The organism is Shewanella sp. YLB-07 (assembly GCF_009377275.1).
In genome coordinates, this window is the sequence record NZ_VOQB01000001.1 from 313,705 (window position 1) to 334,890 (window position 21,186).

The 21,186-nt window shown below is 46.5% G+C and carries 17 protein-coding genes; 6 read left to right on the plus strand and 11 right to left on the minus strand.

Annotated elements, in window-relative coordinates; genetic code table 11:
* Positions 1 to 72 precede the first annotated feature (72 nt).
* Together dnaE and tilS are read left to right on the plus strand one after the other, a co-directional pair.
* Positions 73 to 3,546 carry a DNA polymerase III subunit alpha gene (gene dnaE / locus FS373_RS01260; protein WP_144047463.1) on the plus strand — a complete coding sequence of 1,158 codons (3,474 nt, stop codon included), beginning with the start codon at positions 73 to 75 and terminating at the stop codon, positions 3,544 to 3,546.
* A 1-nt stretch (position 3,547) separates the two neighbouring features.
* Positions 3,548 to 4,957 (plus strand): tRNA lysidine(34) synthetase TilS, encoded by a 1,410-nt coding sequence (gene tilS / locus FS373_RS01265; protein ID WP_152828883.1) that lies wholly within the window; start codon positions 3,548 to 3,550, stop codon positions 4,955 to 4,957.
* A 78-nt stretch (positions 4,958 to 5,035) separates the two neighbouring features.
* Here the strand turns inward: tilS and FS373_RS01270 are convergent, their stop codons facing one another.
* The gene (locus FS373_RS01270; RefSeq protein ID WP_185977086.1) at positions 5,036 to 5,917 is read right to left on the minus strand and encodes a GGDEF domain-containing protein; all 882 of its coding nucleotides are present in this window, start codon (positions 5,915 to 5,917) and stop codon (positions 5,036 to 5,038) included.
* Between the two features lie 184 nt (positions 5,918 to 6,101).
* Here FS373_RS01270 and FS373_RS01275 point away from each other — a divergent pair, with 184 nt between their 5' ends.
* From FS373_RS01275 to FS373_RS01285, 3 genes are all read left to right on the plus strand, one after another.
* Positions 6,102 to 8,051: a monovalent cation:proton antiporter family protein gene (locus FS373_RS01275; RefSeq protein ID WP_144047461.1), complete on the plus strand. Its 1,950-nt coding sequence runs from the start codon at positions 6,102 to 6,104 to the stop codon at positions 8,049 to 8,051.
* Between the two features lie 138 nt (positions 8,052 to 8,189).
* Positions 8,190 to 10,064: a DUF885 domain-containing protein gene (locus FS373_RS01280; protein WP_144047460.1), complete on the plus strand. Its 1,875-nt coding sequence runs from the start codon at positions 8,190 to 8,192 to the stop codon at positions 10,062 to 10,064.
* A gap of 384 nt (positions 10,065 to 10,448) precedes the next feature.
* Positions 10,449 to 11,183, plus strand: a complete 735-nt coding sequence (locus FS373_RS01285) for an SGNH/GDSL hydrolase family protein (protein WP_229380949.1) — start codon at positions 10,449 to 10,451, stop codon at positions 11,181 to 11,183.
* A gap of 116 nt (positions 11,184 to 11,299) precedes the next feature.
* Here FS373_RS01285 and FS373_RS01290 read toward each other — a convergent pair whose 3' ends face one another.
* The 6 genes from FS373_RS01290 to FS373_RS31795 form a co-directional block, all read right to left on the minus strand.
* A complete protein-coding gene (locus FS373_RS01290) occupies positions 11,300 to 12,427 on the minus strand; it encodes a patatin-like phospholipase family protein (protein WP_144047458.1) in 1,128 nt (375 codons plus the stop codon).
* Positions 12,428 to 12,610: 183 nt separating this feature from the next.
* Entirely contained in the window at positions 12,611 to 14,320 is a 1,710-nt protein-coding gene (locus FS373_RS01295; protein WP_152828884.1) for a proline--tRNA ligase, read from the minus strand.
* 129 nt (positions 14,321 to 14,449) lie between these two features.
* Entirely contained in the window at positions 14,450 to 15,010 is a 561-nt protein-coding gene (locus FS373_RS31785; RefSeq protein WP_229380948.1) for a methyl-accepting chemotaxis protein, read from the minus strand.
* 60 nt (positions 15,011 to 15,070) lie between these two features.
* Positions 15,071 to 15,202 (minus strand): hypothetical protein, encoded by a 132-nt coding sequence (locus FS373_RS32395; protein WP_265575318.1) that lies wholly within the window; start codon positions 15,200 to 15,202, stop codon positions 15,071 to 15,073.
* Positions 15,203 to 15,228: 26 nt separating this feature from the next.
* Positions 15,229 to 15,423 (minus strand): HAMP domain-containing protein, encoded by a 195-nt coding sequence (locus tag FS373_RS31790; RefSeq protein WP_221937433.1) that lies wholly within the window; start codon positions 15,421 to 15,423, stop codon positions 15,229 to 15,231.
* 261 nt (positions 15,424 to 15,684) lie between these two features.
* On the minus strand, positions 15,685 to 16,182 hold the full coding sequence (locus tag FS373_RS31795) for a hypothetical protein (RefSeq protein ID WP_227992501.1): 498 nt from the start codon (positions 16,180 to 16,182) through the stop codon (positions 15,685 to 15,687).
* An 834-nt stretch (positions 16,183 to 17,016) separates the two neighbouring features.
* Here FS373_RS31795 and FS373_RS01310 point away from each other — a divergent pair.
* On the plus strand, positions 17,017 to 17,649 hold the full coding sequence (locus FS373_RS01310; RefSeq protein ID WP_152828885.1) for a class I SAM-dependent methyltransferase: 633 nt from the start codon (positions 17,017 to 17,019) through the stop codon (positions 17,647 to 17,649).
* Positions 17,650 to 18,003: 354 nt separating this feature from the next.
* On the opposite strand, the gene FS373_RS01320 is transcribed toward FS373_RS01310, so the two are convergent.
* The 4 genes from FS373_RS01320 to FS373_RS01335 form a co-directional block, all read right to left on the minus strand.
* Positions 18,004 to 18,618 carry an acyltransferase gene (locus FS373_RS01320; RefSeq protein ID WP_144047451.1) on the minus strand — a complete coding sequence of 205 codons (615 nt, stop codon included), beginning with the start codon at positions 18,616 to 18,618 and terminating at the stop codon, positions 18,004 to 18,006.
* A 15-nt stretch (positions 18,619 to 18,633) separates the two neighbouring features.
* On the minus strand, positions 18,634 to 19,398 hold the full coding sequence (gene tsaA / locus FS373_RS01325; RefSeq protein WP_144047450.1) for a tRNA (N6-threonylcarbamoyladenosine(37)-N6)-methyltransferase TrmO: 765 nt from the start codon (positions 19,396 to 19,398) through the stop codon (positions 18,634 to 18,636).
* Positions 19,399 to 19,438: 40 nt separating this feature from the next.
* Complete coding sequence (rcsF, locus tag FS373_RS01330; protein WP_144047449.1) at positions 19,439 to 19,825, minus strand: Rcs stress response system protein RcsF; 387 nt, start codon at positions 19,823 to 19,825, stop codon at positions 19,439 to 19,441.
* 83 nt (positions 19,826 to 19,908) lie between these two features.
* Positions 19,909 to 21,186, minus strand: coding sequence for an amidohydrolase family protein (locus tag FS373_RS01335; RefSeq protein ID WP_416221749.1), 1,278 nt, complete (start codon positions 21,184 to 21,186; stop codon positions 19,909 to 19,911).

Genomic DNA, 21,186 nt, shown 5'->3' on the forward strand with positions numbered 1-21,186 from the left:
CTGTTAATCTTTCTCAGGCTTCCATCGTCCCTTTTTTACTAATTTGTTTTACTAATTTAAGTACTCAAAAATATGTCTGATCCTAGTTTTGTGCATCTGCGCGTCCACAGCGACTTTTCCATGTCTGATGGCCTGGCCAAAGTGAAACCTATCTTAGCTAAGGTGTCGGAGCTAGGCATGCCAGCTGTGGCGTTAACCGATCAGACTAACTTATGTGGTTTAGTTAAATTTTATGGTGCCTGTCATGGTGCGGGTATCAAGCCCATCATAGGTGCAGATTTTTGGGTTAGAGTCCCTGGTTTCGACAAAGAGCTGTGTTCGGTCACTGTGTTAGCCATGGATAATGACGGATATCTGAATTTAACCTTATTAATCAGTGATGCTTACCTGAGAGGCCATATAAACGATAGGGCCGTTATCGACCAAGATTGGTTGGTTAAATACAGTAAGGGACTATTACTGCTCTCGGGTGGACGTCATGGAGATATTGGCAGGGCGCTGATAAAGGACAACCAGGTTCAAGTGGATTCACTGGTTGAGTTTTATCAGACTCATTTTCCCGACCGATATTATCTGGAGCTGCTACGTACTGGACGTCCAGACGAAGAGACCTATCTTCATCTGGCTGTGGCGCTGGCAGAAGAGAAAGGCTTGCCTGTGGTGGCCACTAATCAGGTGGTGTTTAATAGTCCTGACTTCTTCGACGCCCATGAGATCCGTGTCGCTATCTCCGACGGTTTTACCTTAGGCGATCCTCGTCGTCCGAAAAAATACAGTGATCAACAGTATTTTAAGAGCAGCGAAGAAATGTGTGCGCTGTTCGAAGATATTCCCGAAGCCATAGCCAATACGGTGGAGATTGCCAAGCGCTGTAATGTCACCGTGCGCCTAGGTGAGTATTTTCTGCCGAACTTCCCTACGGGTGAACTTAGCATCGAAGACTTCCTGGTAAAAGTGTCAGAAGATGGCTTGGAGGATCGCTTAGAATTTCTATTTCCCGATCCTGAGGTTAGGGCACAGAAGCGTCCTGCATACGATGAACGTCTGGATATCGAGCTTAAGGTGATTAACCAGATGGGTTTCCCTGGCTACTTTCTTATCGTGATGGAATTTATTCAGTGGGGAAAAGATCAAAATATTCCAATCGGTCCGGGTCGTGGATCCGGAGCGGGGTCCTTAGTGGCTTATGCCCTCAAGATCACCGATCTCGACCCGCTGGAATATGAACTCCTGTTCGAGCGTTTCCTTAACCCAGAACGTGTTTCCATGCCGGATTTCGATATCGATTTCTGTATGGACAGACGAGATGAAGTGATCGATCACGTGGCCGAACTTTATGGCCGTGATGCGGTATCGCAGATCATCACCTTCGGTACCATGGCTGCCAAGGCCGTTATTCGAGATGTGGGTCGGGTATTAGGGCATCCCTATGGCTTCGTCGACCGTATCTCTAAGATGGTGCCTGCCGAACCTGGTATGACCCTGGCTAAAGCCTTCGAGGTCGAACCTGCGCTGCAGGAGTCTTACGATGGCGATGAGGAGGTCAAAGATCTCATCGACATGTGCCGAATATTAGAAGGTGTGACGCGTAACGCGGGTAAGCATGCGGGCGGCGTGGTGATATCGCCGACCACAATTACCGATTTCGCCCCCATCTACTGTGACTCGGAAGGGAAAAACCCGGTTACCCAGTTCGATAAGAATGATGTCGAGACCGCGGGCCTGGTCAAGTTTGACTTCCTGGGGCTGAGAACCTTAACCATCATCGACTGGGCACTGCAGATGATCAATCCCAAACGGAAAAAATTGGGTAAAGATCCTGTGCGTATCGAGTCGATCCCCCTGGATGATCATAAGAGTTTCAAACTGTTGCAGCGTTATGAGACTACGGCGGTATTCCAGCTGGAATCCCGTGGTATGAAAGACTTGATCAAGCGTCTTCAGCCAGACAGCTTCGAAGATATGATCGCTCTGGTGGCCCTGTTCCGTCCCGGTCCACTTCAGTCCGGCATGGTAGATAACTTTATCGAACGTAAGCACGGTCGAGAGGAAGTCTCTTTCCCCGATGCCGAGTATCAACATGAGTCTCTTAAGTGGGTACTCGAACCCACCTATGGCATTATTTTGTATCAAGAGCAGGTGATGCAGATCGCTCAGGTGCTCGCGGGTTATTCACTTGGTGGCGCGGATATGCTGCGTCGAGCCATGGGTAAGAAGAAACCCGAAGAGATGGCCAAGCAGCGTGGTACCTTCGAAGAGGGCGCCATCAATAACGGTATCGACGGCGAACTGTCGATGAAAATTTTCGATCTGGTGGAGAAATTTGCCGGTTACGGATTTAACAAGTCTCACTCGGCCGCCTATGCGCTGGTCTCCTATCAGACACTCTGGCTAAAGACCCATTATCCGGCCGAGTTTATGGCAGCGGTAATGTCTGCCGATATGGATAACACGGACAAAATAGTCATCCTGGTGGATGAGTGTGAACGCATGGGCCAGCCTCTGCTACCACCAGATGTTAATAAGGGTTTGCTTAAATTCAATGTCGATGATGAAGGCAACATCGTTTATGGTATCGGCGCCATCAAAGGGGTCGGTGATGGACCTGTGGAGTCGATACTGGCAGCGCGTAAGGATGGTCCGTTCAAAGATCTATTCGATTTCTGTGCCCGGGTAGATCTTAAAAAGTTAAACAAGCGCATCATGGAAAAACTCATCTGCGCCGGAGCCTTGGATAGCTTAGGGCCTCATCGCGCCGCCATGATGGCAACCTTACCCGAGGCTGTTCGCGCCGCGGATCAAAATGCCAAGGCCGAAGCGATTGGCCAGCATGATATGTTTGGTTTACTCAATAATGACGCCGAAGATATTAAGCAGCAATTTGTGCAGTGCACCCCTTGGCCGGATAAGGTCTGGCTTGAAGGTGAGCGTGAAACCTTAGGTCTTTATCTCACTGGTCACCCTATCAATCAGTACCTCAAAGAACTGAAACACTATACATCAGGCCGACTCAAAGATGTGCATCCTACCGAGCGCGGCAAGACCATGAAAGCCGCGGGTCTTGTGATTGCGACGCGGGTGATGATGACCAAGCGAGGTTCTAAGATGGGGCTTGTGACTCTGGATGATAAGAGTGCCCGTTTGGAGGTGATGCTATTCACCGAGGCGTTCGAGAAGTTTAACCACCTGCTGGAGAAAGATCGCATCTTGATCATCGAAGGTGAGGTGAGTTTCGATGACTTCTCCGGTGGCAACCGTATGACAGCCAGAAACATCATAGATATGGGGGAGGCGCGTAATCATTTTGCCAGTGCTTTAGAGGTGGATATCACCAGTGATTCGGTCGATGAAACTTGGCTAGATAGCTTTAAACAAGTGGTGGAACCATGGAAAAAGGGCGCAGTACCTATCATAGTCAATTATGCTCAACCACAGGCTAAGGCCCAGTTTAAGTTGGGGGATAACTGGAGGGTGAACCCGACAGACGAACTCATGCTGGCGCTGGAAACCTTAACCGGAGCGGGTAAGGTGAGGATCTTGTTTTAATATGTCTCCCATAAAAGACTCTGCAGTCAGTGGATTTAATCCAAGCGGTTTGATTGGTGAGCTTGTCGACCAAACAGGAGTTAAAGATGGGGCTAAGTTAGTCCTCGCTTACAGTGGCGGCGTTGATTCCGAACTGTTAGCGCTAGGTTTGTCTGAGTTTGCCCGTGAGCACTGTGAGTACCGATATCTGTTGGTTCACGTTCACCATGGTTTGAGTGATAATGCCGATGTTTGGGTCAGACATTGTGAGTCCAGGGCTAACGTTTATGGATTACCCATTAGTATCAAACGGGTCGTAGTGGATACCGGTCCGCGTAAGAGCATAGAGGCCGAGGCGAGAAACGTACGCTATGATGCGATTCAATCTCAAATGGAGCCCGGCGATGTATTGTTGACAGGACATCACCTGGATGACCAGCTCGAAACTGTGCTGCTGGCATTAAAGCGAGGCTTAGGTCCCAAGGGGCTATCGGCGATGGGAAGCACGCAAGTTTTCGACGGCAATAAGCAATTAATTCGACCTCTTTTATCTATCAGCCGTGAATTAATTGAGGCGAAAGCCAGTGCTCTTGGTCTGATTCACATTACCGATGAGAGTAATAGTGATGCTCAGTATGACCGAAACTTTTTACGCTTAGAGATCATCCCCAGGCTCAAAGCCCGCTGGGGGGCCATAGCGACGACTGCGAGTCGTAGCGCATTTTTATGTGCCCAGCAACAAGCGGTTATCGATGATGAGGTGAGTGAACGCTTACCGGCTTTTATCTCATCCAGAAAAGAAGGGGGTCCTCTCGACTTAGGGCTTCTCGCGGCGCAGAGTGTCCACTGGCAATCATTGCTCTTCAGAGGCTTCATCGAAAAATTAGGTTTTGCGCCACTATCTCAGATTCAATTAGTTCAAGCATTGTCACAATTACTGACGGCAAGGCGTGATGCTAAGGTCGAGCTTAGATTGGGAGACTTGTTGATTAGACGTTACCAAGGGCTTGCTTTTCTTTCGTCGCTAATCGATGAAAAAAATGAGTCACCAATCCAGACGTGTATCGAGGTCGACTCCAGCAGTTTATTGGATAAGGATGCAGAGGTTAGTCTCTCCCTATCCAAGCGTAACAGGCTCTCGATAATTAAAGTTAGCCTCTCAGATAGAGTACGATTACCCGATAGATCGCAGCTTGTTAGCATTCGTTTTTCGGTGAAGGGAAGTACCCGATGTCATCCTGTTAATAGAGATAAAGCCAGAGAGCTGAAAAAATTATGGCAGGAGTACGGTATTCCGCCATGGGAGAGAGAAAGAGTGCCCTGTATTTTCTACGGTGAGCAACTGGTGTGCGCCGTGGGTTATTGGATAGAAACCGGATTCTTGTGTGAACAGGAGGAACGCGGGTTAGTGTTCAATTCACATCAGGTTTAACACATCCAGTACCAACGGCATTAGCTAAGTCTAACTTCATTATCGGCTCAAGTATTCGGTATTAGTATCCGTATTGGATTAACTCAAGTCGGCTCTATAACATCTACGGCCCGCTGCTTTTGCACGATATAGTGCTTTATCGGCTCTCTCATACAATGAACAGGCAGTTTCATCGCTCTTCCATTGCGAGATGCCTAAGCTGGTTTGCACTTGATGTTTTTCGAACAGTGGCAATCCAGACATATCATGCAATACACGCCTACATAAAACTTCGGCAGCAGCCAGGTCTCCGCGGACCACCACAATAAATTCATCACCACCGACACGAAATGCCTGATCTGTATTTCTGATGGCTTTAGTGAGCAAGTGACCAAACTCTGAAAGCACAGTGTCACCAAATTGATGTCCATGTACATCATTTAGCATTTTAAAGTTATCGAGATCTAAGATCACAATCGACAATGCATTATCGTGTCGAGTCGATGTTGCAATGGCCTTCTTAAGACTCTCGATATAGTAATGACGATTGCCCAGCCTAGTGAGTGAGTCATACATGGCTTGTTGTGACATCTCTTGAAATTGAGTGGCATTAAATAAGGGTAAAATTACTAAGGTTTGCAGCAACTGTAATTGTTTTGCTTGTGAAGGCAGCAAAGGAGCGGCTAAGCTGTATTCGAGGCGCGCCGTTTTACCTTGGTGCACTAGTTGCTGCTGTATGGATAGCCCTTGGTGTGTGCCCCAAGTAAACTGGTGTTTGTTGTATCTCAGTTTTATACCAAGGATAGGCAAGTTTTGACCCATTACTTTGCCGAAGCAGGCAAAAACTGTCCTGGGATCTAAACTTTCATGTAGCTGCTGAATGATCTGTACGAGATCAGGATCCCGACTCTGGGAGCCAAGTAATTCAGGTTGATATCTCGGTTCATCAGAATAAAAATCTGTCGCTAGTCCTAAGTCCATCATGATTGCTCCATCAATGGCTGTATTGCTGAGGTTAATTCTCCTCGCTCATATAAGATTACTAGCAAAAAGTGTGCCTAAAATAATGTTAATTAAATTTGTCTTTATTTGTCATTCAGTTAATCTTTCAGTGGTAGTGATATAAAACCCATGCCAGTTTTTTGACTCGGAGTTCGAATTTAGAATGGAACATAGTTTTCTTATCCAGGTTCTGTCGATGCTTGTCATCGCAATCATCTCAATAGCCTTGCTCAGGCGGGCTGGCTTACCTGCTATCCTGGCATATCTGGTCACTGGGGTGATAAGTGGTCCTTCAGGTTTCAATTGGTTCAGTCAGCATCAGATGCAGTCGGTGGCGGAGCTGGGCGTTGTCTTATTGATGTTTAGCCTTGGCTTAGAGTTTTCTCTGCCAAGACTCTGGGCCATGAGACGTACGGTATTTGGACTCGGTAGTGCTCAAGTTGTGGTGACGACCTTGTTGGCGACCTGTATCTCACTACTCAGTTCCCTGAGCCTAGTGGAGTCACTGGTCGTGGGCTCTGCAATTGCGCTCTCGTCGACGGCCATAGTGCTTAAGCTGCTCAACGAGCAAGGTTGGCTCAGACGCCGCCATGGCGAGCTCTCAGTCAGCGTGCTGTTATTTCAAGATCTCGCGGTTGTCCCTCTGCTCATCTTGTTGCCTCTACTTGCCTCTGGTGGTGAGACCCTATCGATACAGGGTATAGGCTATGCTCTGGCGGAAGGGGTATTAGCCTTTATCGCCCTGATGGCGTTCGGTAAGTGGGGTTTACCCAGATTATTCGATGAGGTGGCTCGTTCACGCTCCAATGAGCTGTTTATGCTATCGACGCTGGTTGTGGCCTTGTTGACAGGTGCATTAACCCAATGGCTAGGCTTATCGATGGCGTTAGGCGCCTTTATGGCGGGTATGTTGTTAGGAGAAAGCCAATATAAGCGGCAGTTAGAGGCGGATATTAGACCCTTCAGAGACCTCTTGATGGGGTTGTTTTTCATCTCTATCGGCATGTTGATAGATTTCTCCTTAGTATTACAGTTCTGGTGGCAGATTTTAATCATCCTGATCGCCGTGATAGTAGGTAAAGCCTTAGTGGTATTTGCTTTACTCAGACTGGCTAAAGAGTCCTTTAGGATCTCGGTATCAACGGCTTTGAGCCTGGCTCAGGTGGGTGAATTTAGTTTTGTGGTGCTGGCACTGGCGGTGAATTATGAACTGCTCGATATCGAGCTCAGTACTAAGCTGGTGATGGTGGCGGTATTATCCATGGCCATTGCTCCCTGGCTGGTGCGGCATAGTCCGGATATCGCTCGCAGGCTGCAAGGGGTGAAGTCTAAGGGAGAGAAAACCTTAACAATAGAACCCCAAATCGAACATCAAAATGATCTGGTGTTGATATTAGGTTATGGCCGGGTTGGTCAGACTATCGCCCGCTTTATGAAGACAGAGGCTGTGCCCTTCTTAGTGCTCGACTTAGATCCTACCCGAGTATCTGAAGCACGAAAGGCTGGTGAACCTGTGTATTTTGGCGATGTGTGTAAAAGGAGCATACTCAAACAGGCCAAGATCAGGGAGGCTAAGTTAATCGTATTGACCTTCAGTAGCAGTCGTATTTTGGAAGAAGTATTACCTCTTTGTCGTCAACTGGCACCCGAGGCTAAAATTTTAGTGCGTACCCGAGACGACACTGGCATGGAAGAGCTCGAAAAAGCCGGGGCGAGTCAGGTGATCCCTGAAACCTTAGAAGGCAGCTTAATGTTGGTCTCCCAAGTCTTGTATCAGTGCGGAGTCCCGCTTACGCGTATATTAAAGAGGTTAGAGTATGAGCGTCGTAACCATTACAAGTATCTTCATGGCTTCTTCTCCGGCGCCGAGACTGATTTTACCCTAGAGCATCTTCACGCCGTGGCTCTACCTAAAGGCGCCAGCGCAGTTGGCATGACTTTAGCCGATATCCCCTGGGAGAAACTTAGAGTCGAGCTAAGGGCGGTGAGGCGCAGTGGGGCTGAAGTCGAAAGCCCGGCACTCGATTGGAGCATACACTCCGGCGATATCCTGATTATTCTGGGTAAGCCAAGACGCATCGAAAAAGCCGAAATTTATCTACTACAGGGATAAATCTAAAAATAAGACAACTTGAGTGCCTGAGTGTCAGGGACTCATAGGGCATAATTTAGTGTTACAGTTACTAACTTGTTAATTTTTTAGCTCTAATGATACCCTGTTGTCGGCAATAATCAGACAACAGGGAATGTCATGTTCAAAAAACTCCTCAAATATTCTGGGCTAGTCCTGCTCATTATCTTGGTATCAGCCAGTGCTTTTGCGGCCCATGAATGGTTCGCTAAGAAACCTGTCATGTTTCGAGCCTTCTTAGATCGCACCTTGATAAAAATAGCATTCGAGAGTCCGGAAACCTTAACATCCTTAGGCTTCCTCGAGTCCGTAGGTATCAATGGTCATAACGCAGAGCTGGATGATGATAGACCAGAGAAGGCCGATGAGCTCTTTGCTCAACTCGAGGGCATTCAGCGGATCTTGCTGACATATGATGATGCCTCTCTCGATGAGAATGAGCTGCTGACTAAGGAGATAGCCCTATATTTGCTGAGTTTTTCTGATGATGCGAAAGCCTTCCGTTATCATAACTATCCGGTGAATCAGCTTTTCGGTATTCAAAATGGCTATCCTAGCTTTATGGAGTCTCAGCATCAGGTTAATTCAATTGAGGATGCCGAGCATTACCTGTCTCGCCTGCAAAAGGTGAAAGTGAAATTTGAGCAAAACCTACAGGGATTAAGGATCAGAGAACAGAAGGGGATCATCCCCCCACGTTTCGTTATCGAACGTGTACTGACTGAGATGAACGGGTTTGTCGACACACCTATCAAAGAAAATATTCTCTACACGTCATTGCAGAGCAAGTTAGCCGAAGTGGGGGATATCCCTATTCAAGAGCAGGCACGTATCTTATTGGCGGCGCAGGAACGTATTCGAGACTATGTTCACCCAGCTTATGCACTATTTATCGATTATTTTTCTGAGCTTGAGGCTAAGGCGGGAACCGATGACGGGATCTGGCACCTCCCCGATGGCGAGTCTGCTTACCGGCTATCACTCAAATTCTTTACCACCACAGATTATACCCCGGATGAGATTCACACAATGGGCCTCTCAGAGGTTGCTCGACTTCAGTCTGAGATATTAGCTATCTTAGAATCTGAAGGTTATGGGGTCGATGATGGCTTCTTTGCTGCGATTGAAACTATGGCAGCAGATCCTAAGTTTTATTATGAAGACAGCGATGAAGGTCGCGAGCAGATCTTATTGGATTATCAAAAAATCCTCGATGAGATAAATATGGGGCTGGATGATGCATTTAGAATTCGCCCACAAGCGGGCATGGAAGTCGTACGTATCCCAAAGTTTAAAGAGAAAACGGCTCCTGGTGCTTATTATCAACAGCCGGCGCTCGATGGTAGTCGTCCCGGCCGTTTCTTCGCCAACCTCTATGATATTAAGGCAACGCCAAAATACAGTATGCGAACTCTTGCCTATCATGAAGCAATACCCGGGCATCATTTTCAAGTCGCGGTAGCGATGGAGTTGGAGAATATGCCGTTTATTCGCAAGATGGCTCCCTTTACCGCTTACTCGGAAGGTTGGGCACTCTACTCTGAGCAGGTGGCTTGGGAGCTGGGTTTTCAGGACGATCCTTTCGATAATATTGGCAGGCTGCAAGCCGAGCTATTTCGCGGGGTGCGTCTGGTGGTGGATACAGGTATACACCATAAACGTTGGACCAGAGAAGAGGCCATAGAGTATATGAAGCTCAATACCGGTATGGCTGATAGCGATGTGGTGTCTGAGATTGAGCGTTATATTGTTATGCCAGGTCAGGCAACTTCTTACAAGGTCGGCATGATGAAGATCTTATCTCTGCGTGAAAAAGCTAAGCTGGCTTTGGGTGATAAGTTTAATTTACGAGACTTTCACGATGTGGTGTTGAAAAATGGTGCTGTCCCTTTAGACATACTAGAGAGACTCGTCGATCGGTATATATATACCCAAGCCACTTCAAAATTCTCGTTTCAGAGCTCCCGTAGGATAGCTGGACAAGGCAGTGATTAAGAGAATGGTTACTCCCTTTTCAATATCACTAACGCAATGCAGGTATTCTACGGGAACTCCCGTAGGGCAAGGCGATAAGCAACATTTTTCTACGTTATGAAATATTGAATTAGTATAACTAGTACTACTATTTCATGCCTTAAACTCTGTCACTTCTCGACATGCTGAATCCTGTATTTCGAGGTCGTTTGGGTATAGGAGATTCACTTATCGCAAAAATTTAGACTAGGCTAATAGGGTCTGTTTAATTTTCAGCCCGAAAGATAAACAGACCCCCTAAGGTTTATATCCTGAGGTTTACATCCTGCCAGGCAAGGAGAAGCCATGTTCTATTATTTCGTGTTTTTGATACTTGGACCCTTGTTACTTATACAGGGAAGGCTAGTGCGTAAGAATATACCCATATTGGCTGAAGCCACAGGAGGGCGCAGTGGCCGCTTAGGTGAGGGTAGACCTCTGAGTCTACTGGTCGTTGGAGATTCTGCTGCGGCAGGTGTTGGTGTAGAGACTCAAGATGATGCCCTCAGTGGCTGTTTGACCCGGGAACTGGCACAGAAGTATTGCGTGGATTGGTCTCTGGTGGCGAAATCAGGTAATACGACGGCAGATCTTATCGAGACGTTACAAGGGCGCCCTTTTCAAACCGACTCCTTATCAGTGGGCAGCTTGCCAGCCAAGGTGCTTGATGACAATTGGTTAGACAAAAGGAGCGCACCTGATATCGATGTGGTATTGGTCTCGCTTGGAGTCAACGATCTCTTGAGTCCGATAGGGGAGAGTCATTGGATAGCTCAGCAGGTACGGTTAATTAAACTGCTTAAATCAAAATTTTCCGCCAAACATATCTTGATGACAGCCGTCCCGCCTATGCACTGTTTCCCTGCCTTACCCCAGCCATTAAGATGGTTTCTGGGACTGAGAGCGTCGGAGTTTAACCGTAAACTAGTGTCGCTTATCGAGCTTGAAAGTGAGTGTGAGCTGGTCATTATCCCCCTTATGCCGATAGCATCGGATATGGCCAGTGATGGCTTTCATCCCAGCGCAAAAGTGTATCGACTCTGGGGAGGCACGGCAGCTAAAGCCATCGAAAAGAGAATTGAGAGCCTTCTGCATCGTTAAGAGTCTTTAGCGTCATCAAGAGTTTATAGGAACCTTCAGTTTGATAAAAAGCCCTCAGCCTAACGAAGAGCCTTTAGCGACTAGCTCCTGTGACTCGCTTATCGCGATTTAGCTCTCTATTTAGTTATCATGAAGAAATCACGAAGCTCATCTATCTGACACATGGCATCCTGATAACCTAAGTCAATAAGGGCACTGCAGTAGGCCTGCTCGAATAACAGGTAGGACACGATACTCGAGTCGGTATCTTGTTTTATGCCGATAGGTCTGAGCATAGCTTTTACTGCCGTCGGCATCTCCTGATAGTAATAAGATGCCAGCTGACTCAAGTCTTCACTGGGCTTGATGACTAAGGTTTCTATCTTTGTCAGAGGCAGCGACTCTCTCTTCTCCTTAGGGATTAATTCTAGCGTGGCATTGATCCGCTCCAGACGTTCCAGATCGCTATTTAAGGTATCGGAGAAGATGGTATCGAGCAGATGACCGGTAATGGTCGCCGTCTTAGGGTGGTGGGCTAGCTCTTGGGGCTGCTGCTTGTGGGGGCTCTCTAAATTTATCACCAAAATTTTCTTGGCCCCAAGATGAATCGGACTGCTCAAGGGGGCGAGTTGATGCACTGAGCCATCGCCGTAATAGCCCTGATTGAGCTTAATTGAGGGGAAGATTAGCGGGATGGCCGAACTGGCGAGTAGATGGTCTGTGTTGAGCTGAGTGCGTTGGCCGCTGCGCCTGTCCCTATGCCAGTCAGTAATATCATGACTGCCCTGGAAGAAGGTGACCGATCTCGATGTGTTATAGCAGGAGACATCGATGCTCAAAGCGTTGAGAGCACCACTGGCGATATTTCTGTCGATACGAATGAAGTTGATAAGCTGATTGAGCATGTCGCGTAGGGGATCGCTGTTAAACAGGCTGCCGGCATTGGTGTTGATCCTGTCATCTTGCAAGCTCATGAGTAACATCTTACATAAGTGCCCGAGTATTCCCCTGGCCGAAGACTTATATATCTTCTCGGTTCGAAAGTTACGCCATACCCATTCGAGTTTACGCACCCCTAGATGAAAGCAGGAAGCATGAGTGGCGATAGAGGTACCATTGATGGCCCCGGCTGAGGTGCCGCAGATTATTTTGAAGGGAATACCGTGATTTCGTGGGTAAAATTGCACGATGGCCTTGAGTACACCCACCTGATATGCGGCCCTTGCACCGCCGCCGCCGAGCACAATCGCTGTTTTTTCTGGCAAAGCCTTCTCCATTCACAAGTCTCTGGTTTAATTAAAGCCTCTAATGTGGAAGAAAATCAAGCAGATTAATGGATTAAAATTGTTCGGCAGCTTTCTACAAAGATTCCATAAAAAAACGCGCACTCCGATGGAGTGCGCGTCTGGTGTCAACACCAGCTAAGCTAGCGGCTTAATTGTTGGCGATTACTCGGCAGACTTAAGGAAGTCGAGCAGTTGATCGAATGGGATCTCCTGCTTCTCACCGGTGCGACGGTTCTTATACTCGAACACGCCATTATCGATATTGCGATCGCCGATAACGACAACATGTGGCAGACCCACAAGTTCCATGTCGGCAAACATCACGCCCGGACGCTCTTTACGATCGTCAAATAGGACTTCGATGCCTGCATCATTCAGATCTTGATACAGCTGCTCGGCAATATCTTTAACGCGATGAGACTTATGCATGTTCATCGGTAAGATACCTACGGTGAACGGCGCAATGGCTTTTGGCCAGATGATGCCGCGATCGTCATGGTTCTGCTCAATCGCAGCAGCCACGATACGGCTCACGCCCACACCATAACAACCCATAAGAAGAGTCTTAGACTTACCATTTTGATCCAGTACATTGGCATGCATAGATTCAGAGTAGTTAGTCCCTAGCTGGAAGATATGACCGACTTCGATACCGCGAAGTAGGGCGATAGTGCCTTGACCACAAGGACTCGGCTCACCTTCGATGATATTACGTAGATCGGCTACTTCTGCCTGAGGCAGATCGCGCTCCCAGTTGATACCGAAATAGTGCTTGTCGTCCTGGTTAGCGCCGGCGCCAAAATCACTCATCACATTAACGCTGTGATCGATATACACAGGGATGTTCAGGCCGACTGGGCCGATAGAACCAGGTCCTGCACCAATCGCCTTACGAATATCGGCTTCATCGGCAAATTCAAATGGAGCCAGTACGGCTTCAATTTTTTCAGCCTTAACTTCGTTGAGCTCATGGTCGCCACGAACCACAATAGCGACTAAAGGTACTTCTTCAGTTGCGCCCTTAACGATCAAGGTCTTCACTGTGTTCTCGATGGCGATATCGTGTTGTTCGACGAGTTCGGCTATGGTCTTAGCATTAGGCGTATCGACCAGAGTCATCTCTTGGGTTGCTGCTCCACGGGTACCCGTAGGCATCGGCGCTTCGGCTTTCTCGATGTTTGCGGCGTAATCGCTCTCGGTCGAGTAGGCGATCAAGTCTTCACCGCTATCGGCCAGGACGTGGAACTCATGGGACATGCTGCCACCGATAGAGCCAGTGTCAGCTAAAACCGGGCGAAAAGACAGGCCCATACGCTCGAATATGTTGTTATAAGCCTGGAACATGGCGTCATAGGTGACATCCATAGACTCTTGATCCAGATGGAAAGAGTAAGCATCTTTCATCAGGAATTCACGAGAACGCATCACACCGAAGCGAGGACGAACCTCATCACGGAATTTGGTCTGGATCTGATACAAGGTCAGAGGCAGCTGCTTATAGGAGTTGATCTCTTTACGTATGATGTCGGTGATGACCTCTTCGTGGGTCGGACCCAATACGAAGTCGCGGTTGTGACGATCTTGGAAACGCAGCAGTTCGGGACCGAACTTCTCCCAACGACCCGTCTCAACCCAAAGGTCTGCCGGTTGAACCATAGGCATTAAGATCTCTACTGCACCTGCCTTGTTCATCTCTTCACGGACGATAGCCTCTACCTTACGCAGAACGCGAAGTCCTGTCGGTAACCAGCTGTATAGACCCGAAGCATTACGGCGGACCATGCCCGCACGTAACATTAATTGATGACTGACCACCTCTGCATCTGCAGGGGTCTCTTTTTGTGTTGAAAGCAGGTACTTGCTTACGCGCATTACCGATATCCAGTTCAGAAATAAATAGGCCGACATTTTATCATCTGAGAATATGATGTCACCAAGTTTATTGGCCCTTGGAATGAAGGGCTATTTCATTTTCTGGTTTAGCTTCTGGCTATTTTGTCTCTAGCTGAGTTTGAAGCCTCCAACAACGTCGTTTAGCTGCACATTAGCCTGTATTAATCTCTGTGTGCTTTTGACCGTATCAACAGCATTACTACTCAGTTGGCGGATCATCTCGTGAATTTCAATCATATTGATATTTACATCTTCCGTTATCAGACTCTGCTCTTTTGCTGAAAATGCGATCTCTGTAGTTAGGTCATTGATTCTAGTGATTGAGGAGGTCATATTTTCAAGGGAGCTCATTACCCGTGAGGTGGTGTCTACTGTTTTGCTACAGCTTTTTTGGGTGGAATCCATCGAGGAGACCACTACTCTCGTAGCTGAACGTAAATCGCTCAGCATCCTATCAACCTCTGAGGTACTCTGCTGAGTACGAGCGGCTAACGCCCTGACTTTACCAGCAACTACCGCAAAGCCTCGCCCCTGCTCACCAGCTCTTGCCGCTTCAATCGCAGCATTGAGTGCCAATAAGTTGGTCTGCTCGGCAATTTCATCGATAACTCTGAGTACGGCATCTATTTTTTCAAAGTCTTGGCTCATGGTTCCAATCGATTGCGTCATGCCGTCGACCTGCTGAGCCAGTTTAGATAAGCTGTCGGTCGCCTCTTGAACAACGATTTTTTAACGCTCAGCCTCATCGCTAGTCGATTGAGTAAATTCAGCAGCCCTTGCGCCGTTTTGTGCTACAGACTCTGCTGTTGCGCTCATCTCATTGATGGCGGTAACGACTTTCTCAGTCTCTAGTGTGTGCATTCAATAGGGCCTTATTTGAATCAGTTTTATTCTGTTAGCTCATTAATCTCGAGCTGTATCCCTTGATTGGACTGAGACACATCCAGCATTATTTTCTGTAAATTTTCGATGAAACTATTGATCCCTCCTGCAATCTTGCCGAGATCATCTTGACTGTATACATCAAGACGGCGAGTTAAGTCTGCATCGCCTCTGGAGAGGCCAACAATAATATCACGCAATGAACTGAGGTGTTTAAATGTGCCGTAAATAATAAAGAAACTGACAGGAAAAGTAATAATAGAGACAATAAATAAGGCTAGTGTAATATTCTACTTAAGCTATTTGTATTATTTACTATACGCTCGTTATCTAGAAAGGCTGTGAGCGTCCAGGTTTTATTGCCAATATTCAGATTGTGGACAAATGGGGTTAACTCGCCATCGACCTTATTGGAATGTAAAATCTGGTTGAGAGGATCGCTAATTTTAATGTATTGCCCATTAAGGCTTACTTGTGATAGGTGTTTTTGTTAGGTCTATATAGAATATATTACCGTTACCCAGCCCCTTTGGGATGGTAATACTTAATAACGGTGTTTTATTCTGGTAGAAGATATTACTTAACTCTGTACCTGTAGCTTGAGTTAACTGCTCTCTAACCTTCTTAGCTTGCCTTACATCGGGAATTGGCCCTTTATCACTAGTCACTTCATTGTTAATTATTCTGATTATCGAAGCGGATTCGCTGTTTTTTGTAGTTTTAATCAGAGGGTTACCTTCTAAGCTTAGGCTCTCGGTCAAGAGTATCCAACTGTTAAAATTTTCGGTTGTCTGAGCATCTACTAACCCCATCAGAACATTAATATTCCTCTCTTCGTTTTCTAAAATATAGCTACTGACATAGTAGTTAGCACTTAAGAATGAAGTGAAAATGGTAGTTATAAATATGAGTACTAGGGTAGAGAGTATTTTTACTTTGAATGATAACTTGTTTGCCATTACATTTCCTATAGTGAAATTTATTTTAGCGTAAGTTACAACTGACAATCACAATAAACTACAGAGATCTTTATACAATAAATGTCGTATCGATCAATAAAATGAAAATATCTATTGTGGGGATCATTAAAAATACAATTTGTAAATGTTTATTTTAAATAAATATTAAATGTTTTATATAGGTGTAAATCCGGGCGGTCATAATTTATGGGTTATTTTAATTTCTTACTAAATATTAATAAAAAGCTTAATTAGGAGGCTATTATGGCCGGTCCCCGGAGTACTGAAATAAGCCTCGAAGACACACCTTAATATCACTGTTGTAGCCACATTGTCCGCCACGTCCATCTCTGTGGAGGTGACAAATATACAGGTAAAGGCTATGACCATCGGCGAGCTTGGGTAGAAGCGCGGATAGTTAAACTGACACCGAAGTTTGTTAAGGGAGAGATCATTGATGGCATCAAGTTGCTTAGTTAAAGCATCTCAATGCAGTCAGTATTTACAAGCAAGCTGATACTTTCAAACATGTCTGATTCCAACTAACCGATTTATTTATTGGGTCAGCAGTCCCGCATTTAATTCACCATTTAGCTAAGATCTCTTTGTTTCTGATTCAATCTCAAATGACATGGATCAAGAAAAATTCTAGATGGACTAGAATATCTCTTAGGGATGGAAAATCTGAGTATAAATTTTGCTCTTGATACCCTACAAAATAGATTGGGTGCTGACTCTGATATTGATTCATTTAGTGACCTGTTTATTCAATCGTTTGCCACTGTTTTGAAAAAGTGAGGTTGTATATTTCACACATGCAGGAGAATACGAACTATGGGCGTTTTGCAAAAACTATCAGAACTCAATTTAGTCATAAAATATCGAAAACAGCTAAAGCCTGTTTTAACATCCTACTTACATTTTTTCGAGAATACCGAAACGTCGGTGTGGGGCTCGATCACCGAGGATGATGAGCAGGGGATCAAACATGCTGTTGTTCAATCAGGCAAGCATAAAGGTCCAATTGTTGAAATAGGGGCGCTTTTTGGTCACACAACGAATTTACTCGCATCAATGAAGCGGACTGGGGTTATTCTTATTACGGTGGAAAATTTTACTTGGAATCCTTTTTCTCTGCCTCCTGAGGTACACCGTCAGTTTACAATGCGCACACTTCGTTACGCATTAGAACATTGTTCAACCCAGGTTTTTGATGGTAATGCGGCGGATTTCTATTTGGCCAATGGGACCCTCAAACCAAGTTTGATTTTCATTGATGCAGGACATGACTACGAATCCGTGAGGAAGGACATTGATTGGGCCGTTTCTACCGGTTGTCCGGTTATATCTGGTCATGACTATACGGTTGCTCATCCTGGTGTGGTCAAGGCCGTTGACGAGACATTCGGCAATAACATTTCCCTTTACGGCTCAGTATGGATCCATCAAAGGCGCGAATGTGAATAAGGTGAAGCTGCGGATGGCGAAAATGCCGCTGCACTTCTACTTTGAGCAATGGCATTATGTATGTTGTTCATTAGTAATGAGTGACTCTCATTGCCGAGGTAATAATAAATGAGCATGTCGAAATGACGTTAACAATGGTAAAGCAATACCATGAATTTCTACTTTCACATTTAGTCAGTCCATTTTCTCTACTTATCAATAAAGTAAACGCCTACACATATGATTTTGATGCACAGGTAAATTTAGCTACATTAAAATAAATCAATGCAATGGCCGTTGTAGTATATACTCGCTCTGCGAAAATCAGTACGGAATCCGACATGTCACTTAATTGCTCTACACATAAACACACACCTACACCTTATCCCTTCTATCCCCAATCACCCTCGCTGGGTTACCGGCAACGATGGCATAGTCTGGTACATCTTTAGTGACGGTGGCATTCATGCCTATAACGGCGCAGTCGCCTATAGTGACGCCATCGACTATGGCGGCTTGAGCACCTATCCACACATCTTTGCCTATGATCACACCTTGAGATTCGGAGCTTTGCCGATAGATAGCTGTGTCAGGATGCATACCATGGTTGAAGGCATAAATGGTGACGTTATTGGCGATGCGGGTCTGAGAGCCTATGGTGATGCCTGCGCTGCCGCCATCGAAAGAGCAGCCATGGTTTATCGCGACTTCATTGCCCATTATTATCGGGCCGTGGAGGAAGCTGTCGGCGGCGATCATGCATTTATTACCGATTGTGATACCTCGGTTTGGTTCGGCAAACAGGTTTGCCTCCGGGGCGATGAAACAATTAGCACCTAAGCTGATGGTCTCTAAGGCTATCAAGTTGGCTTGTACTTCCTGCTGCCAAGGCTCGGCCCAAGCCAGTAACTTGGGTTTGAGATTGAAGTAGAGCCAAGGCATGTAGGCCATGCGTTTCTTATGCTGGGCTTGATAGTCGTCTTGTGTCATCAATTATGCAGTCAGTTAAACACTGACCCCCGTCTTAATCTCTTGCACAACAATGGTGTCTTCACTATCACTATCGTTATTTTTAGCATGAGCATGAGTAGCTTCGACAACGTGCCAAAGAATATCGAGATCGTACAGGGCGACTTGATAGATCTTAGGGTCGGCTTTAGCTTTCTTATAGGCGGGACGCGGGTCTTGGGCAAGGACACCTATGATGAGCTCTTCGAGGTGTTGGTATTGCTCGAGCCCCTCATAGCTTGCTAGCTGCTGCTTAGCATCTTGACTAAATTCTACCTTGGTCAGTTTTGGCGCTTCATGGGCGATGCCGCCTAATGCATCAGGAACCGAATCTGAGAAGGGAATATAGGGTTTGATATCTATGATGGGTGTGCCATCTAGGAGATCCATTCCCGAGATCTCTAAAGCCAGATAGCCTCTGCGCTGGTGAATTTTATGTAGCTTAACTACTGACTGGCCTAAGCCGTTGGGCCGGAAGGTGGAGCGAGTAGCGAACACACCCAGCTTTTCGTTGCCGCCTAAGCGGGGAGGGCGAACCGTAGTTTTCCAGCCCTGGGCAAGGTTTTGATGGAAGCAAAATACTAACCAGAGATGAGAGTATTGCTCCAGGCCTCTGACTGTATCGATATCATTATAGGGGGCCTGGAGTTCGACAAAACCGCGGGCGGCGTTGACGAGTCCCGGTTGTCTGGGGATCCCAAATTTTTGTTTATAGGGCGTACGACAGTACGCCACAGCTTGAATTTGACTGCTAAAACTCATTGATGACTACTTTGAAGTGGAGATTAAATATTTAAGCAGATTACTGCTTGTCTGTTACTGGCGTTTTGATTGCCTGGCCGACACAGATGGCGCGGCTGAAACAGCCCTGGCCTTGCTCTTCAAATACCAGACACTTCTTGATAACCAGTCCGTTAGCCCCTTTATCGGCAGCAGCTCTGCGGGCTAGAGTTCGTGCTTCACTTATCGCAGCCGGCGCATCATTGGCTTGCTCCTGGCATGTTTCGCCTTCAACTAAACCTATGATCTCATAAGGAAGTTTTGGTGCTGTAGCATTATTATAGACAGTGACATCCGATGCCTTGAAATAATCGTCGATGGCTTCACCATTGAGGTTACTGTTAAATTTATATTCGCCGGCACAGGCGCTAAGCAGTAAAACTAGTGCAGAGATTAATAGGGTCTTCATTATTCAGGCCTGTTATTAGAGTGACTGACGTACTCATATTCGTGATATTGGAATTTATTTTTATGATCCTAACAGTAGGAATTCTAGCGCTTTAGATACTTTTGATAAAGCTGTTGTTGACGATTATTGAGATCTATCTCGCGTCCATTGATATAGACTTTTTCTATCTTGGTTTCCATGGGATCTAAGATATCGCCTTTAGACACCACCAAGTTAGCTTTATAACCTACGGCTATCGCTCCCATATTATCTACGTCGAGGATTCTTGCGGCATTCAGGGTGACACTTTTCAGTGCTTCTTGCCGAGTGAGTCCATAAGCCACGGTTTGACCCGCAGCCAGTGGTAAGTTACGGCTATTCCAATCCGATGAGAAGCCTAAGGCGAAGGGGATTTCGGCTTGCTTGAGTAGGGCGGGGATCTTAAAGCTCAGGTCAATAGGCTCATCTTTTCTCATCGGCAGGCTTAAGGTGCGAGTATAAATCACTGTAGCCTGTATTTCGTTGAGCAATTCACCTAAGCGCCAGGCATCGTAACCACCGACGATAACCAGTTTGAAATGGTATTGCTTGGCCAGAGATGCCGCTTCCTCTATCTGCTTTTGGGTGTTGGCGTGTACAAATAGCTGAGCTTCTCCCTCGTAGAGGGGAAGCAAGGATTGCCATCTTAAATCGACTTTGTTGATTTTATTAACCTTACTTGCCAGAAAGTAACGGTATCCGTCAGAAATAGCTAAGGAGATATCGACGATTTGATCATTATATTTATCTATCTGCTCCTGGCGTTTCTCTTTATCTTGAGAAAGACGACCGAATTGGGGCCAATAGAGGTGAAAAGCGGCTTGAGTCGGCACTAGCGCATCTTCCACTGTCCAGCTATCGAGAGAGACCAGAGAAGACTGCCCGGCTAAACTATCCCCCTGAGGCACGACTTGGGCATGGGTAATACCATTGACGCGTATGGTAGGTATGATCTCCGAATCTGGGTTGAAGGCGGTGATGACTTCGAGTTGGGGGTTGATCTCGCCAACTTCATAACTGTCATTACTGGGGCGCATCATCTCAACTTCGACAAGGCCTAGGCTGGTATCTAGGGCGATGAGCCCAGGATAGATGTGCTTGTCTGTCATATCTAAATGTATCGCTTCTGGAGCGATAAGATTTTGACCTATGGCTATAATCTTGCCATCTTCTATTAAGAGATCTGTGTTTAGCTTCACCCCATCTACGGCGGTATGTAAGCTGGCATTGGTAAATAATATCGCGGTCGACTGTGCCTCGGCGGGGATCATATCGTGGCCATGGACGGGCAAGGTGACAATGCAGCCTAAGCCTAGAGAAAGCAGCACTCGCTTGGCAGCCAT